The organism is Nocardioides luteus, from assembly GCF_015752315.1.
GTDB lineage: Bacteria > Actinomycetota > Actinomycetes > Propionibacteriales > Nocardioidaceae > Nocardioides.
In genome coordinates this window covers 3,105,742-3,121,681 of the sequence record NZ_JADOVJ010000001.1, presented here as the reverse complement: position 1 = coordinate 3,121,681, position 15,940 = coordinate 3,105,742, and the positions used below count along the sequence as shown (strand labels likewise).

General features: G+C 71.8%; 16 protein-coding genes. 8 read left to right on the top strand and 8 right to left on the bottom strand.

Going from position 1 to position 15,940, the window contains the following annotated elements; translation table 11 throughout:
* The first annotated feature begins 60 nt into the window (after positions 1-60).
* Positions 61-795 carry an alpha/beta hydrolase gene (locus HD557_RS15005; protein ID WP_231380299.1) on the top strand — a complete coding sequence of 245 codons (735 nt, stop codon included), beginning with the start codon at positions 61-63 and terminating at the stop codon, positions 793-795.
* A complete protein-coding gene (locus HD557_RS29030; protein ID WP_196874463.1) occupies positions 792-2,150 on the top strand; it encodes an FAD-binding oxidoreductase in 1,359 nt (452 codons plus the stop codon). The genes HD557_RS15005 and HD557_RS29030 overlap by 4 nt, the downstream gene beginning before the upstream one ends.
* A gap of 6 nt (positions 2,151-2,156) precedes the next feature.
* Here the strand turns inward: HD557_RS29030 and HD557_RS14995 are convergent, their stop codons facing one another.
* The gene (locus HD557_RS14995) at positions 2,157-3,050 is read right to left on the bottom strand and encodes a LysR family transcriptional regulator (RefSeq protein WP_196874462.1); all 894 of its coding nucleotides are present in this window, start codon (positions 3,048-3,050) and stop codon (positions 2,157-2,159) included.
* Between the two features lie 94 nt (positions 3,051-3,144).
* Here HD557_RS14995 and HD557_RS14990 point away from each other — a divergent pair, with 94 nt between their 5' ends.
* Positions 3,145-3,840 (top strand): type 1 glutamine amidotransferase domain-containing protein, encoded by a 696-nt coding sequence (locus HD557_RS14990; RefSeq protein ID WP_196874461.1) that lies wholly within the window; start codon positions 3,145-3,147, stop codon positions 3,838-3,840.
* 64 nt (positions 3,841-3,904) lie between these two features.
* Here HD557_RS14990 and HD557_RS14985 read toward each other — a convergent pair whose 3' ends face one another.
* From HD557_RS14985 to HD557_RS14970, 4 genes are all read right to left on the bottom strand, one after another.
* Positions 3,905-5,446, bottom strand: coding sequence for an AbgT family transporter (locus tag HD557_RS14985; RefSeq protein ID WP_196874460.1), 1,542 nt, complete (start codon positions 5,444-5,446; stop codon positions 3,905-3,907).
* A 5-nt stretch (positions 5,447-5,451) separates the two neighbouring features.
* Positions 5,452-6,426: an alpha/beta hydrolase family esterase gene (locus HD557_RS14980; RefSeq protein ID WP_196874459.1), complete on the bottom strand. Its 975-nt coding sequence runs from the start codon at positions 6,424-6,426 to the stop codon at positions 5,452-5,454.
* 106 nt (positions 6,427-6,532) lie between these two features.
* On the bottom strand, positions 6,533-7,294 hold the full coding sequence (locus HD557_RS14975) for a creatininase family protein (RefSeq protein ID WP_196874458.1): 762 nt from the start codon (positions 7,292-7,294) through the stop codon (positions 6,533-6,535).
* A complete protein-coding gene (locus HD557_RS14970) occupies positions 7,291-7,980 on the bottom strand; it encodes a FadR/GntR family transcriptional regulator (RefSeq protein WP_196874457.1) in 690 nt (229 codons plus the stop codon). Before HD557_RS14970 ends, HD557_RS14975 begins: the two co-directional genes overlap by 4 nt.
* An 89-nt stretch (positions 7,981-8,069) precedes the next feature.
* Between HD557_RS14970 and HD557_RS14965 the strand changes: the two genes are divergently transcribed.
* The 5 genes from HD557_RS14965 to HD557_RS14945 all read left to right on the top strand — a co-directional run bounded on the left by HD557_RS14965 (position 8,070) and on the right by HD557_RS14945 (position 14,121).
* Entirely contained in the window at positions 8,070-9,089 is a 1,020-nt protein-coding gene (locus HD557_RS14965; RefSeq protein WP_196874456.1) for a LacI family DNA-binding transcriptional regulator, read from the top strand.
* 116 nt (positions 9,090-9,205) lie between these two features.
* Complete coding sequence (locus HD557_RS14960) at positions 9,206-10,885, top strand: glycoside hydrolase family 13 protein (protein ID WP_196874455.1); 1,680 nt, start codon at positions 9,206-9,208, stop codon at positions 10,883-10,885.
* Positions 10,886-10,916: 31 nt separating this feature from the next.
* On the top strand, positions 10,917-12,284 hold the full coding sequence (locus HD557_RS14955) for an ABC transporter substrate-binding protein (protein ID WP_040756230.1): 1,368 nt from the start codon (positions 10,917-10,919) through the stop codon (positions 12,282-12,284).
* Positions 12,285-12,286: 2 nt separating this feature from the next.
* Entirely contained in the window at positions 12,287-13,252 is a 966-nt protein-coding gene (locus tag HD557_RS14950) for a carbohydrate ABC transporter permease (protein WP_307785626.1), read from the top strand.
* Entirely contained in the window at positions 13,252-14,121 is an 870-nt protein-coding gene (locus HD557_RS14945; RefSeq protein ID WP_196874454.1) for a carbohydrate ABC transporter permease, read from the top strand. Before HD557_RS14950 ends, HD557_RS14945 begins: the two co-directional genes overlap by 1 nt.
* A 9-nt stretch (positions 14,122-14,130) precedes the next feature.
* On the opposite strand, the gene HD557_RS14940 is transcribed toward HD557_RS14945, so the two are convergent.
* From HD557_RS14940 to HD557_RS14930, 3 genes are read right to left on the bottom strand one after another with little or no spacing between them, the layout of a single operon-like run.
* Positions 14,131-15,048: a universal stress protein gene (locus HD557_RS14940; RefSeq protein WP_196874453.1), complete on the bottom strand. Its 918-nt coding sequence runs from the start codon at positions 15,046-15,048 to the stop codon at positions 14,131-14,133.
* Positions 15,045-15,248 (bottom strand): hypothetical protein, encoded by a 204-nt coding sequence (locus HD557_RS14935; RefSeq protein WP_196874452.1) that lies wholly within the window; start codon positions 15,246-15,248, stop codon positions 15,045-15,047. Before HD557_RS14935 ends, HD557_RS14940 begins: the two co-directional genes overlap by 4 nt.
* Entirely contained in the window at positions 15,245-15,856 is a 612-nt protein-coding gene (locus HD557_RS14930; RefSeq protein ID WP_196874451.1) for a CBS domain-containing protein, read from the bottom strand. The genes HD557_RS14935 and HD557_RS14930 overlap by 4 nt, the downstream gene beginning before the upstream one ends.
* Between the last annotated feature and the right edge of the window lie 84 nt (positions 15,857-15,940).

The following is a 15,940-nucleotide window of genomic DNA, read 5'->3' as shown; positions in this document are numbered from 1 at the left end:
GGATCAGGTGAGCAGATTGGTCTTGGACGCCACCGCCCACCCGCCCCGAGCATGGTGGGCATGACTGCCATCGCCGTGACCGACCTGCCCCACGCCTGGGACGAGCCCGAGGGCGTCGCTCCTCGCGGCACCCTGATCCTGCTCACCGGGAGGGGCGAGACGGCCGCGACGTACGCCCGTTTCGGCCGCCGGATCTCCGCCGATGCCTACAAGGTTCGGGTCGTCGAGGTGGACCTCGACGACCTCGACGCCACGCGGGCGGCGGTCTCCGCGCTGGTGGCCGATGAGGACCTGCCGGGTCCGAAGGTGCTGGTCGGCTCCGACACCGGTGCCACCCTCGCCGCGCTGCTGGTCGGCGAGCTGCCGGTCGACGCTGCCGTCATCGCCGGTCTCGCGCTGCCCGGCACGGCTTCCGGGGAGGCGGATGCCGGGTGGGAGGACGAGCTCGAGGTACGCAGCGCCTGCCCGACCTACCGTGGGACCATCTCCGCCGACGACGGCTTCGCGCGCGGCGCCCTGACGGCTCAGCTGCCGTGGGACGAGATCTCGCTGAGCGTGCCGGAGGTGCCGCTGCTGGTCGTCCATGGCCGCGACGACCAGCTCACCCCGGTCGGCGAGGCGCTGAAGCCGTGGGTGGGTGCCTCGACCGTCGAGCAGCATGTCGTCGAGGGTGGCCGCCACGACATCCTCAACGACGTCACCCACCGCTCGGTCGCGGCCACGGTGATCCTCTTCCTCGAGCGCCTCAAGCTGGGCGCTGACCTCCCGGTGATCGTTCGGCGGGTCGGCCGGTGACCCTTCCCGAGGGGTTCCTCGCCGAGCTCACCGCCGCGGTGCCGGGGGTCTCGACCGGCGCGGCCGACCGTGCCGCGGCCGCCGTCGACCGTTCCGGGATCGTGGCCGAGGGGATTCCCGACGTGGTGGTCCACGCGACCTCGGTCGGAGAGGTCCGGTCCACGCTCCGGCTGGCCTTCGAGCACGGCGTACCCGTCGTGCCTCGTGGCGCCGGCACCGGCCTGGCCGGCGGGGCCGTGGCGGCGCCGGGTGCGCTCGTGCTCGACGTGAGCGGCCTGGACCGGATCGTCTCGCTCGACCCGGTCGACCAGACCGCCCATGTCGAGCCCGGCGTCATCACCGCCCACCTCGACCGGGCCGCGGGCGAGCACGGACTGCGGTATGCCCCGGACCCGGCTTCGGCCGCGATCTCCACGATCGGCGGCAACATCGCGACCAACGCGGGCGGGCTGCGGTGCGTGAAGTACGGCGTCACCCGCGACTCGGTGCTCGGCCTCGAGGTCGTGCTCGCGGACGGCACCCTGATCAGCACCGGCCGGTCGACCCTGAAGGGCGTCGCCGGCCTCGACCTCACCGGCCTCTTCGTCGGCTCCGAGGGCACCCTCGGCGTGGTCGTCGGCGCGACGCTGCGACTGCGTCCCCTCCCCGAGCGGACCTTGACCGTGGCCGCGGCCTACGCGGGGGTGGAGGCTGCCGCGCGGGCCTGCGCGGCGCTGGCTCAGGACCGGCGAGAGCCGGCGATGCTCGAGCTGCTCGACCAGGCCACCCTGCAGGTCGTCGACGACGCCCAGGGGACCGCGTACGCCGCGCGCGGTGGAGCGCTGGTCATCGCCCAGGCCGACGGCCCCGCCGCGGAGTCCGAGATCGAGGCCATCGCCGAGGTGCTCGGCAAGGAGGCGACCTGGATCGAGCGGGGTGTCGACGAGGAGGCCTCGGCCAGGCTGGTCGAGGCCCGCCGTCTCGCGCTTCCCTCCATCGAGACCCAGGGCTCGGTGCTGATCGAGGACATCTGCGTGCCCCGCTCCCGACTGGCGGAGGCGTTCGCCCGCGTCGAGGAGGTCGCCCGCCGCCGCGGCGTACGCATCTACTCCTTCGCCCACGCCGGCGACGGCAACCTGCACCCGCTGATCGGCTACCCGTCCGGGCCGGTGCCCGCGGAGGTCCTCGCCGCCGGCGACGACATCTTCGGTATCGCGCTCGACCTCGGCGGGACCGTCACCGCCGAGCACGGCATCGGCCTGCTCAAGCGCTCCTGGCTCGCCCGCGAGGTCGGCCCGGACGCGCTCGGCGTGCACCGAGCCATCAAGACCGCCCTCGATCCGCGCGGGATCCTCAACCCGGGGAAGGCCTACTGAGCGGCGTCAGGTGCTCGCCCAGCCGGCGGCTTCGGCGCCCAGGTGTCGGCAGACGTGGCCGACCGCCGGTGACGGGCTGGCCCCGGTGACCAGCCAGAGGGTGTTGAGCGGACCGAGCCTGGGCTCGTGGAGACGTACGACGGTGCCGTCGGCGAGCGCGGCGTCGACCAGGTAGCGAGGCAGGACCGAGGCGCCGATGCCGGCGACGACGGCACGGAGGATGCCGCGCAGGTCGGGGAGGACGAGCGCGGTGCGGTTGGTGGGTCGCTCGTCGAACTCGGTGAGCCAGTAGCGCCGGATGATCGGGAGGTCGTGGGAGTAGGCCGCCAGCGGCACGCTCGCGAGTGCGCGCACCGGGTCCTGGGCCAGCTCGGCGGGATCGACCCGCGCCGCGACCGCCGGGGCCGCGACGAGGAGGAACTCCTCGTCGACCAGCGCGGTCGACCGCAGTCGCTCGTCGCCGGGGCGTACCGAGGAGACGACCAGGTCGAGACGTTCGCCGGCGAGGTCGTCGAGGAGGCCCTGGGCGAGGCCGGTGGCCACCGACACGTCGAGCCCGTCGCGCACCAGGGGCGCCAGGGCGGGCACGATCCGGGCGCCCATCACGTCGGCCGCGCCGCCGATCCGGACGTTCGCGGGGCCGATCGTGGGCTCGGTGCCGACGGCGCCGCGGAGCTGGTCGACCAGCGGGGTGATCCGGGCGGCGAGAGCGTCGGCGCGCTCGGTCGGCACCAGCCCGGTCCGCGAGCGCTCGAACAGGGTCGCGCCGAGCTCGTGCTCGAGCTTGCGGATCCGGGCGGTCACCGCCGGCTGGGAGAGGTCGAGCCGACGCGCCGCGGCGCTGATCGAGCGCTCCCGGTAGGCGTGCGCGAACGCCTCCCAGAGATCGAGCGAGGTCATAGAAATCATTATGACCTGTCAGGGCGGGCCGGGACTGAAGCGGGGGAAGGCCGTCGTTACGTCATCACCAAACCACAACCTGGAGGAACAACTCGTGACACGCGTACTGATGGTCGTCTCGGCGGCCGACACCCTCGTCCTCGCCGACGGCAGCGAGCACCCGACCGGCTACTGGGCCGAGGAGGTCGCCGCCTCCCACGAGACGCTCGCCGGAGCCGGCGTCGAGATCGACATCGCCACCCCGGGCGGCCGCAAGCCCACCGTCGACGCGCTCTCGCTCAGCGAGCAGGGCGGCGTCCAGCCCGAGGACGCCGAGCGCTTCCGTGCCTACCTCGCCACCCTCGAGGAGCAGCTGGCGAACCCGCTCGCGCTCGCCGACATCGACCCGGCGGCGTACGACGCCGTCTACATCCCCGGCGGCCATGCCCCGATGGCGGACCTGGTCGAGGACCCCGCGCTCGCTGCGATCCTGACCGCCACCGACTCCGCCGGCCGCCCGGTCGTGGCGCTGTGCCACGGCGTCGCCGGTCTCCTGGCCGCCACCGATGAGGGCGGCTGGCTCTTCGGCGGGCGCCGGATGACCGGCTTCACCGACACCGAGGAGCAGCAGGGCGGCTACGGCGACAGCATCCCGTTCTCCGTGGAGCAGCGCATGCGCGCCGCCGGCGGCATCGCCGAGACCGGCGAGCCGTGGAGCGACACCGTCGTCGTCGACGGCACCCTGATCACCGGCCAGAACCCGCAGTCCAGCGTCTCGACCGCGAAGGCGCTCCTGGAGCGGCTCGCCTGATCCACCCCGAAGGCGTGACAGGGCCCGGCGACCTCCACAGGTCGCCGGGCCTCGTCGCAGGGGGTCAGCGGACCGGAGCACCCGGGCCGAGCGGGATGCCCAGCGCCCACCACAGGAAGAACAGCGCGGTCCAGGCGAGGCTCATCGCGATGGCGAGCGGCAGCGTGTAGGAGGCCAGGGTGCCGATGCCGGCGTCCTTGCGGTAGCGCTGCAGGAAGCCGAGGGCCATCACGAAGTAGGGGCTCATCGGGGTGATCGCGGTGGATCCGGAGTCGGCGATCCGGAAGAGCGCCTGGGTGGTCTCCGGCGGCACCGCGAGCAGCATCAGCATGGGCACCAGGACGGGCGCGGCGATCGACCACATCGCCGAGCCGCTGGTGACCATGATGTTGACGACGCTGAGCAGCGCCAGCACGAGCAGGAACACCACCCATACCGGGATGTTGCTGGTCTCCAGCGCCTCGGCGGAGTTGACCGCGAGAACGTCGCCGAGGTGGGACCACTCGAAGTACGCCAGGAACTGGGCGATCGCGAAGAACAGCACCAGCACCGGCGCCATCTGCTTGATCCCCTGACCCATCAGCGCCGGCACGTCGCCGGCCTTGGTGATCGAGCCCGACAGCGTGCCGTACACGATGCCGGCGAGGCCGAAGAGCACCGCGACGACGGCGGCGATGCCGGTGAGGAACGGCGACTCGGTCAGCGACCCGTCCTCGCCGCGCAGCGGCGATCCGCCGGGGATCACGACGGCGGCGATCACCACGATCGCGGCCAGCAGGGCCAGGAGCGACCAGCGCAGCGCCCGGCGCTCACGGCCGTCGAGCTCGAGCGACCCGAAGTCGCCGTCGTCGGCATCCTCGTCCGCGTCCAGGTCGGGCCGCTTGGAGAGCACGAACTTGGTCATCAGGGTGATCACCGCGGCCAGCAGCACCGAGGAGGCGATGTTGAAGAACCAGTTGCTGACGGGGGAGACGTACGCGCTCTCGTCGACGATCTGGGCCGCTGCGGTAGTGATGCCGGCGAAGATCGCGTCGTTGGGAGTCGGGATCGGGCTGGCGTCGTACCCGCTCGCGATCGCGGTGTAGGCGACCACGATCCCGAGGATCGGAGAGCGGCCGACGGCGCGGAAGGCGAGACCGCCGAGCGGCACCAGGATGATGTACGCAGCCGCCGAGGCCACGTGGGCGACGGTGCCGGTGAACGCGACGGCGAAGACCACCCAGCCTACCGGCACGCGCGAGATGCCGGTCTTCATCGCGGCGGTGAGGAAGCCGGTGCGCTCGGCGACGGCGACGCCCATGATGACCACGACGATGGTGGCCATCGGCGGGAACTCGGCGAAGTTGGAGACCATCGTGGAGGTGGCCATCGCCAGGCCCTCGCCGCTGAGCAGGCTCTGGACGACGACCCTCTCGCCGTCACCGGGCGAGATGACCGAGACGCCCGCGGCGGCGCAGATCGCGCTGATCACGGCGAGGATCCCGGCGAGGATCCAGAACAGCCAGAACGGGTGCGGCAGGGCGTTGCCGACGCGCTCGACCACGCCCATGGCGCGGATGATCCACGGCAGTCTCTCGCTGCCGGTCGGGGTTGCGGTGCTGGTCATGGGAGTCACCCTTCGCTGGTGAGGCGGTGGCGGGAGAAGAAGTCCCAGATCACCGTCGCGGACTCGATGGTGTGAGTGACGTGGCCGCCACCGGAGTAGATGTCGCCGCCCGGCCAGACGTGGCCACCGCCGTCGACGGCGACGTGCTGGACCTCGGCGCCCTGGTCGCACCCGGTCCAGCGGGTGGTCTCGATGTCGCGGTGGGTGCGCGTGGTGGAGGCGGTGCAGCCGTTGTGGTCGGCCCAGCCCTGGACCCACTCGGGGATCGCGGGCAGGTCGCGGTCGGGGTCGCCCGCGTAGGGAATGGTCGCGTCGGCGACGCCGTGGATCTCCAGGACCGGTGTCGGCGGAGCCTCCTCGCAGCCGACCCGGGCACCCGGGTAGAGCGCCGGCGCGACCGGGGCGATCGCCGCGAACGTGTTCGGCAGCTGGCAGGCGAGGAGGGCCGTGAGGCCGGCGCCGTTGGACTTGCCTGTGGCGTAGACGCGAGAGGTGTCGATGCAGTGGTCGGCCTCGATCGCGGCGAGCAGGTCGCGGGTGAAGGCGACGTCATCGACGCCCGGCGCCTCGTACGGAGCGCCCTGCCAGGCCTTGCGGTAGCCCGAGCCGGTGCCGATGGCGCCGTCGGGATAGGCGACCACCGCCGGGAGGTCGGAGAGCTCGGAGTAGCCCTCGACCTCGACGCCCGTGCTGCCACGGCCGTGGTAGGCGACGATCAGCGGCCAGTCGGCGCGCTTCTGGTAGCCCTCCGGGAGGCGGAGAACATAGCTGCGCTCGAGGTCGCCGCTGGTCAGCTCGTACTTCTGGCTGCTGTCGGGCTCCTGGTCGGTGGGCTTGGCGCAGGGCGTGGTCTCGCCGGCTGCCTGGTCCTGGACGGAGCCGCGGGTCAGGGCGGAGGTGGCGGTCGGTGCCAGGGACAGCGCGGCGACGGCCGCGACCGCGACGGCCGGAGCCAGGAGGCGGGATTGTCGTGGGGACATGGGTGCTCCTTGGGGCGGATCGGTGCGTTTTCGGGTGTGCTGGATCGCCCGGCGACGCGGTGTGCGTCCCGGTCGGGGTCCCGAGCTGATGGGGTGGGCGGGTGGCCTAGGTGTCGAGCCACTCCTTGATGAAGCCGACGATGCGGTCGGTGGCCTCGGCGAGGATGGCGCGGCCGTCCTCGGCCGTGGCGCGGCGCGGGTCGCCGAGCACGCCGGTGGGGGAGAGGCGGTCGTAGGGGAGGGCCAAGGCGGGCTGGCTCACCGAGCGGGCCAGCCGGGCGAGCGGATCGAGCTCGTCGGGCGTGGTCGTGCCCGGGGCGAGCAGGTCGTGGCGTACGAGGTGGGGCGCGACGTGCAGCATCTGGGCCGTCTCGGCCTCACCGCTGTGACCGGAGACCGGGCTCAGCTCCATGGTCGCGACGGCGTCCTTGGCCAGCGTCGTCACCGGCGTCCAGGCCAGCTCCAGGTCGGGGCGGTCGCGCAGCAGCTCCTGGGCCAGGGTGCCGAGCGTGGCGTTGTTGCCGCCGTGGCCGGTGATCACCAGGAAGCGCCGCCACCCGTGGGCGGCCAGCGACTCGACATACTCCCGCACGACGGCGGCGAAGAGCGTCGGCCGCAGGCTCACGGTGCCGGCGAAGGCCTGGTGGTGGGGCGAGACGCCGACGGGTACGCCGGGTCCGATGACCACCTTGCCCGGGAGCGCCTCGGCGACGGCCTCGGCGAGCGCCTCGGCGCGGATCTGGTCGGTGGCCAGCGGGAGCCCTGCGCCGTGCTGCTCGAACGCGCCGACGGGGATCACCACGACCGTCCCGGCCTCGGCCGATCGAGCGGCCTCGTGGGTGGTCATCTCCGCGAGCCTCGCGGTCATCGGGACTGCTCCGTGCCGAGGGTGGCGGCGATCGCGTCGCGGATCGCGAGCAGGTGCTCGCGGGTCAGGGCGGCCGCGGCGTCGGGGTCGCCGTCGCGTACGGCCTCGACGATGCGGAGGTGGTCGGCGTGGTCGCGGTCGCGGTCGGTGTAGCGGTGGCGGATCTCGATCTGGTCGCGGGCCCGCACCTGCAGCAGCGCCTCGATCGTCTCGCGCAGCAGGAGGTTGCCGGAGGCGCCGGCGAGCGCGACGTGGAAGTGCAGCTCGGGGCGCTCGTCGGCGTACTGCGGCTTGAGCGAGTTGTCGGCCGAGAGCGTCAGCGCGGCGAGGTCGTCGTCGGTACGCGCCGCGGCGGCCGCCGCCGCGACCGGGGGCTCCAGCACGATCCTGGCGTCGAGGAGCTCGAGCACCGACTCGCTGCGGGACTCGGAGACATGGGGGTTGACCAGCAGCCGCCGGTTCACCCCGCCGCTGACGTAGGTGCCCGAGCCGTGCCGGAAGCGGATCACGTCCGTGGCTTCGAGACGGCGCAGCGCCTCCCGGATCGTCGGTGTGGTCACCTCGAACCGCTTGGCCAGCTCGCGCGAGGAGGCCAGGGCGTCGCCCGGCTCCAGGCCCGCGGCCTCGATCATGGCGACGATCCCGTCGGCGATGCGTTCAGAGAGCGATGGTGTGTTGCTGGTCACAGGAAGTGACTAAATCACTTATCTAATTGCCGGTCAAGATCGGCGGCGCTTGCAGACAGCTTGCGTAAAGCAGTTATATTCTTGCGTTCATGAGTAGACGTCTTGCCGACGCAGCCGCCCGCGCCAAGGTCTCCGAGGCGACGGTGAGCCGCGTGCTCAACGGCAAGCCGGGAGTCTCCGAGGCGACCCGTGAGCGGGTGCTGACCGCGCTCGATGTCCTCGGCTACGAGCGACCGGTGAAGCTGCGCGGCGAGCGGGCGAGGCTCGTCGGTCTCGTGCTCCCGGAGCTGCAGAATCCGATCTTCCCGGCGCTCGCCGAGGTCCTCGGCGCCAACCTGGCGCAACAGGGGCTGACCCCGGTGCTGTGCACGCAGACCGCCGGCGGCGTGACCGAGTCGGAGTACGTCGACCTGCTCCTCGAGCAGCAGGTGGCCGGCGTGGTCTTCGCCGGCGGGACCTATGCCCAGCGCGACGCCGACCATGCCCACTACGACCGGCTGGCCGGGCGCAACCTTCCAGTCGTGCTGATCAATGCGGCCATCGACGATCTGCCGTTCCCACGGGTCGTCTGCGACGACGCCGACGCCATGGAGCAGGCAGCCGAGCACCTGCTGGCCCTGGGTCACGAGCGGATCGGGCTGGTGCTGGGCCCGCGCGACCACGTTCCCTCCGAGCGCAAGCTGGCCGCTTTCCGGGCGGTCTGCGACCGGGCCGGGGTGCCGTTCGACGAGGACCTGGTCGTACGCAGCCTCTACTCCCTCCAGAGTGGGCAGGCCTCTGCGGCGCGGCTGATCGAGGCGGGCGTGACCGGGATCGTGTGCGCCAGCGACCCGCTCGCGCTGGGAGCGGTCAGGGCGGTCCGCCGGGCCCGGCTGTCGACCCCGGCGGACGTGTCCGTGATCGGCTACGACGACTCCGCCTTCATGGCCTGCGCCGACCCGCCCCTCACCACGATCCGGCAGCCGATCGAGGCGATGGGCCGCGCGGCGGTCGACTTCCTGGTGAGCCAGATCGACGGCACGCTCGGACCGGTCGACGAGCTGCTCTTCGAGGGTGAGCTGGTGGTCCGGCGGTCGACCGGACCTGCAAGCCACCGCGCAAAGTCCTGAAATTAATTACGTTCTGTCAAGTTCTTGCGTCGCTTCTGATGCTGGCTCTACGGTCTCAGCACGCCGTCACGGTGACGGCCGTCACATGACTGTGAGCTGCTGAGAAGGGAGGCCCCGTGACCGCCACGGAACCTCGACAGAGCGAGCCGGCACCGGCCGCGCTTCCGGTCTTCACGGAGCGCCCGGCCGACTGGTGGCGCTCCGCGGCGATCTACCAGATCTATCCCCGCAGCTTCGCCGACGCCAACGGCGACGGCACCGGCGACCTGGCCGGCGTGCGAGCCCACCTGACCTACCTGCGGGACCTCGGGGTGGACGCGATCTGGTTCACGCCGTGGTTCCCCTCGCCGATGGCCGACGGCGGCTACGACGTGACCGACTACCGCGCGATCGACCCCGTCTTCGGCGACCTCGCCGAGGCGGAGGCACTCATCCAGGACGCCCTCGAGCTCGGCATCCGCACGATCATCGACGTCGTCCCGAACCACGTCTCCGACCAGCACCGATGGTTCCGGGCCGCGGTCGAGGCGGGGCCCGGTGCTCCCGAGCGCGACCGGTTCTGGTTCCGGGACGGGCGTGGCCCCGGGGGCGAGCAACCGCCCAACGACTGGACCTCGGAGTTCGGCGGCGCTGCCTGGACCCGCCTGACCGGACCCGACGGCGTCCCCGAGCAGTGGTACCTGCACCTCTTCTCCGCCGAGCAGCCCGACCTCAACTGGCAGCACGAGGACGTACGCCGCGAGCACGAGGAGATCCTTCGGTTCTGGTTCGACCGGGCGGTGGCCGGGATCCGGATCGACTCCGCCGCCCTGCTCGCCAAGGACCCGGCCCTCCCCGAGGTGCCGGAGGATCCACGGCCCGGCGAGCACCCCTACGTCGACCGGGAGGAGCTCCAGGAGATCTACCGCGGCTGGCGGCGGATCGCCCAGGAATACGGACCCGACCGGGCCCTCATCGGGGAGGTCTGGCTCCCGGACACCTCCCGGTTCATCCGCTACCTGGGGCCCGGCGTCCTGCACGCGGCGTTCAACTTCGACTTCATGACGGCGCCGTGGGACGCCGCGGCGCTGCGGACCTCCATCGAGACCACGCTGCGCGTGCACGGCGAGGCCGGGGCCCCGGCGACCTGGGTGCTCTCCAACCACGACGTCACCCGGCTGGTGACGCGCTACGGCCGCGCGGACACCGCGTTCGCGTTCGAGACCAAGCGCTTCGGCACCCCGACCGATCGCGCTCTCGGTGAGCGGCGGGCCCGGGCGGCGGCGATGCTCGCGATGGGTCTGCCCGGGGCCTACTACCTCTACCAGGGCGAGGAGCTCGGCCTCGACGAGGCCGACATCCCGCCGGAGCGGGTGCAGGACCCGATGCACTTCCGCAGCGGTGGCGTCGACCCCGGCCGGGACGGCTGCCGGGTGCCGCTGCCGTGGAGCGGGGACCGGCCTCCGTACGGCTTCAGCGCACCGGGCACCACCACGTGGCTGCCGCAGCCCGAGGGCTGGGCGCGGCTGACGGCGCAGGCGCAGTCGGCGGACCCGCGCTCGATGCTGTCCCTGCACCGGATGGCGTTGCTGATCCGGCGTACGCATCCCGACCTCGCCACCGGCGACTTCCGCTGGATCGACACGGCTCCCGGGATCCTCGCCTTTCGTCGCGGTGCGCACTTCGCCTGCGTGGTCAACCTGACCGACGCACCGGTGGAGCTGCCGCACAGCGACCACGTCTGGCTGGCCAGCTCGCCTCTCGAGGCCGGCCGGCTCGCCCCCGATGCCGCGGTCTGGCTGCGGCCCACGACCTGAGACCCCACCACAACATCCAGGAGACAGACCCATGAGATCCACTCGGTTGCGCACCGTCGCGCTCACCGCGGTCGCGGCTCTCGCGTTCGGCTCGCTCGCCGCCTGCGGCGAGACGTCGGACGACGGCGACGGCGTCACCATCACCGTCGAGGGCTGGCGGCCCGGCGACAAGCAGGCCACGATCGACGCCGTCAAGGCGCAGGCCGCGGCCTTCAACAAGGAGCATCCCGACATCACCGTGAAGCCGGTGGAGTGGCAGTGGAACGCGCAGACGTTCCCCGCGCAGCTCGCCGGTGGCACGCTGCCGATCTCCTTCCGGGTGCCGTTCACCGACACCAAGGGCCTGGTCGAGCGTGGCCAGGTCGCCGACGTGGACGCCGAGATCCGCGAGCTGCCCTACTTCGACGAGCTCAACCCGAACGTGCTCGCCGCCGCGCAGGGCACCGACGGCAAGGTCTACGGCCTGCCCTCGGACGTCTACGCCAACGCGCTCCACTACAACCGCGACCTGTTCACGAAGGCCGGCCTCGACCCGGACAAGCCGCCGACGACGTGGGAGGAGCTGCGCGCCGCCGCCAAGCAGATCCACGACCGGACCGGTGCCACCGGGTACGCCGAGATGACCACGTCCAACACCGGCGGCTGGATCCTGACCACGCTGACCTACGCCCTCGGAGGCCGGATGGAGACGCAGGACGGCGACACGTTCACCGCCACCGTCGACAACCCGCAGACCGAGCAGGCGCTGCAGCTGCTGCACGACATGCGCTGGACCGACGAGTCGTTCTCCGGCAACACCGCCTACGACTGGAACAGCATCAACCAGGCGTTCGCGGCCGGGAAGGTCGGGATGTTCATCAGCGGCTCCGACGTCTACAACTCCCTCGTCACCACCTCGGCGATCGACCCGGAGACGTACGGACTGACCGCGGTCCCGCTGGGGGACTCGGCCGACGCCGGCGTGCTCGGCGGCGGCTCGGTGAACGTGGTCAGCGCCAAGGCGAGCGACGCGGAGGCAGAGGCGGCGGTGGCCTGGGCCGACTTCTTCCGGGTCCGCAGGTACACCGACGAGTCGGCGGCCGTCGCCGACGCCAAGACCCAGACCGCGGCGGACCAGCCCGTCGGGACGCCGACCTTCCCGATCTTCGACGAGGCCTCGTACACCACCTACCAGGGCTGGGTGAAGGACTACGTCAACGTGCCGCTGGAGCAGATGACCGGCTACACCTCGCGGATGTTCGACCTCTCCCTGATCCCCGAGCCACCCGCGCAGACCCAGGCCGTGTACGGCGCGCTGGACCCGGTCGTGCAGAAGGTGCTCAGCGACGAGGACGCCGACATCGCCGCGCTGCTCAAGGACGCCGACGCCTCGGTCCAGCAGATCCTGGACAAGGGCTGAGCGTGACCGCCGACATGTCCCGGGTGGGTGGGCCGGCCCTCGTGCGAGGGCCGGCTCGCCGGCGTACGTCGTCCGCCACCGTGCTCGCGAGGTGGTGGCGCGGCGGCGCGGCGACCCTGGTCTTCCTGCTGCCGATGCTCCTCGTCTTCGGGCTGTTCTCGTGGTGGCCGATCGTGCGGACCGTGGTGATGAGCGTGCAGGACACGAACCTCGTCGGGCCCGCGGAGTGGGTGGGCCTGGACAATTTCCGCACGGTGCTCGCCGACCCGCTGCTGCCGGTGGCGTTGCGCAACACGGCGGTCTTCGCGGGCATCGCGTTCGTCGTCGGATATCCGATCCCGCTGGTCATGGCGGTGGTCTTCAGCTCGCTGCGCAGGCTGCGCGGACTCTACGCGGGCCTGGCCTATCTGCCCGTCGTGGTGCCGCCCGCGGTGGCGGTGCTGCTGTGGAAGACCTTCTACGACGCCTCGGAGGGTGGTGTCTTCAACACCGTGCTGGGATGGGTCGGGCTCAGGCCGGTGCCATGGCTGGAGTCGGCCTCCTGGGTGCTGCCCTCGCTGGTGATGGAGGCGACCTGGGCCGCCGCCGGCGGCACGGTGATCATCTACCTCGCCGCGCTGACCACGGTGCCGCAGGAGCTCTACGACGCCGCCTCGGCAGACGGCGCGGGCGTGCTCGGCAAGATCTGGCACGTCACCCTGCCGCACCTGCGCCCGGTGCTGCTGATCACCCTGATCCTGCAGATCATCGGCACCGCCCAGGTCTTCCTCGAGCCCTACCTGTTCACCGGCGGCGGCCCCTCGCACGCCTCGCTGACGCTGCTTCTGCTGATCTACGAGTACGCCTTCGGCAGCACCACCGGCGGTGGCGCCTACGGCCCGGCGACCGCGCTGAGCCTGATGATGGCGGTCGGCCTGGCGCTGCTGTCGTGGATCTACTTCCGGCTGACGCGCGGATGGAGCGACTGATGAGCTTCGTCTCCTCCCTCGACCGGCGGCGTACGTCGGTGCGCTGGGGTGTCCGCGTTGTCCAGCTCGGGACGCTCCTGGTGCTGCTGGTCGTCTGCCTCGGCCCGCTGCTGTGGCTGGCGAAGTCGGCCGTCACGCCCACCCAGGACACCCTGCGCTCGCCGATCGCGCTGTGGCCGAACGGCCCCGACCTCTCGATCCTGTGGCAGGCGTGGACGGAGCTGGGCCTGTCGTCCTACCTGGTCAACACGGTGGTCATCGCGGCCGGTTCCTGGGCCGTCCAGGTGCTGGTCGCCACGACCGCGGGCTACGCGCTCTCGGTGCTGCGCCCACGGATGGGCCGGGTGCTCTACGGCGCTGTGCTCGCCACCATGTTCGTGCCGATCGTGCTGCTCCTCGTCCCGCTCTACCTCACCGTGCTGAGCCTGCCGGTCGTGCACTGGTCGCTGGTCGGGACGTACGCCGGTGCCTTCCTGCCCGCGGGCGCCTCGGCCTTCAACGTGGTGATCATGAAGCGCTTCTTCGACAGCCTTCCCCGCGAGATCCTGGACGCCGCCCGGATCGACGGTGCCGGGCCGTACCGCCTGTTCTGGTCGGTCGTCCTGCCGATGTCACGGCCGGTGCTCGGGGTGGTCTCGGTCTTCGCGGTGCTCGCCGCGTGGAAGGACTTCATCTGGCCGCTGATCGTCCTGCCGGACCCGGCCAAGCAGCCCATCGCCGTGCGGCTGCCGTCGATCGCGCCGGCCACGGACCTCTCCGTCCTGCTCGCCGCGATGGCGATCTCGGCCGCGCTCCCGATCCTCTTCTTCCTCCTCTTCCAGCGGCTCTTCCTGCACAGCGAGGGTCTGGAGGGTGCGGTGAAGGGATGAGCGTCGGGCTCAGGCGGGCAGCGGCAGGACCTCCACCGGGCAGGCCGCCTCGCGCAGCAGCGCCCGGGTGACGCCGCCCAGGTGCGGGAAGGCGTTCAGGTGCGCTGCGCGTCCGACCACGACGAGGGCGGCGGTGTCGGCTGCCTCGACCAGCGCGTCCGCGGGAGCCTCCGCGAGGACCCGGCCCACCAGCGGCGGCCGGGCGGCCTCGGGGGCCTGTTCTCGGGCACGTTGGATGAGCTCGTCCACGTAGCCTTCGCCGCGGATCGTCCAGTCGTGGGTCGTGGCGTGATCGGCCAGCTCACCTTCAAGCGCCATCAGGTCGAGGCCGTGGAGGACGGTGACCGGCTCGTTCAGACGGCTCGCCTCCTCCAGGGCGTGTCCGAGCACCTGGTCGTCGGTCTTGTCGCCGCCGACACCGACGACGACGCCCGTGCGTCCCGCGGCCGACCAGTCCTCGGGGACGACGGTGACGGGGCAGTGCGCATGCCCGGCGACCCGGGAGGAGACGGAGCCGGTGAACACCCGGCGTACGCGGGAGAGCCGGCGACGCTGGATCACGACGCGGTGCGCCTGCTCGGACTCCTTGATCAGGACGTGGGCGGCATGGCCGCGCAGCAGTTCCCCGGTGACCTCGACCGCGCCGTCGACGACCTCCCGGGCACGTGCCTTGGCCTCGTAGAGCCGCTGCTCGGCGAGCCGGCCGACAGCGGAGTCGTCGATGATCATCGACCGCGGCTGCATCGCTCCCGGCAGACCGAGGATCGGGTCGCCGAGGAGGACGTTGGCCTGGAAGACATGGACCAGTCGCAGCGGGTGGCCGCTGCTCGCGGCCAGGCGCCCCGCGTAGTCGAGCAGGGCACCCTCCGTGTCCGGGTCCTGGATCCCGACGATGATCGGCGCGCTGGAGGCGGACGGCGTACTCATGCCATCACGCACATGTGATCGGTGGCGAAGCCGCTGAAACCCTGGTGCATGCCGGGGTTGTGGGCTCCGTCGAAGCCGACGCTCTGGGCGCAGTGGACGACGTGGCGTCCGAAGTCTCGTCCGTCGCCCGCCGCGGCGGACGACGGGGCGAGAGCGACGGCCGCCACGGCCGCCACGGCAGGAATCAGGATGCGCTTCATGATGATGTCACTCCTCGATGGGTGGAAGGTTCTGGCTGGGTGACCCGCACCCGGTTGACGCCGGCGACCGTTGCCGCGGCGCTCTCGGCCAGGGCGCGATCCTTCAGCGTCGCCGGACCGGTGATCGTCACGCTCCCGTCGGCGACCACGACGCGCCAGTCGCGATGACCGAGGTTGGCCAGGAGCGTCGTGAGCTCCTTGTCCAGGATGTCGTCGTCGCGGGCGAGGGCGCCGGCCACGTCGCTCCGGCTGATGACACCGACCAGAAGGTCGTCGGCGTCGAGGACGGGCAGGCTCTTCAGCCCCCGTTCGGCCATGATGTCGACCGCGACGGACACCTCCGCGCTGTCGCGCACGGCGACCGCGACCGGGCTCATCACGTCCTCCACGTACGCCGGTGGCCGGTCGGTCACGGGAGGCGCCGGGCGCAGGTGGGCGCGCGGGTCCGGGAGGACCCGGTTGCGGATCAGGTCGATCTCGGCGACCACGCCGCAGAGCCGGCCGGCCGAGCTCACCACCGGCAGGGCGGTGATGTGGTGGTCATGGAGCAGTCCGAGCGCCTCCTTGACCGGGGTCTCTCTCCGTGCGGTGACGGGTGAAGAGGTCATGATCTCTCGGACAAGCATGGTCGTTCCCACCTAGGTGCTCGGTACTGATGGGGACGAGCCTCGTCCGGCTCCGGGAGCCGGGCA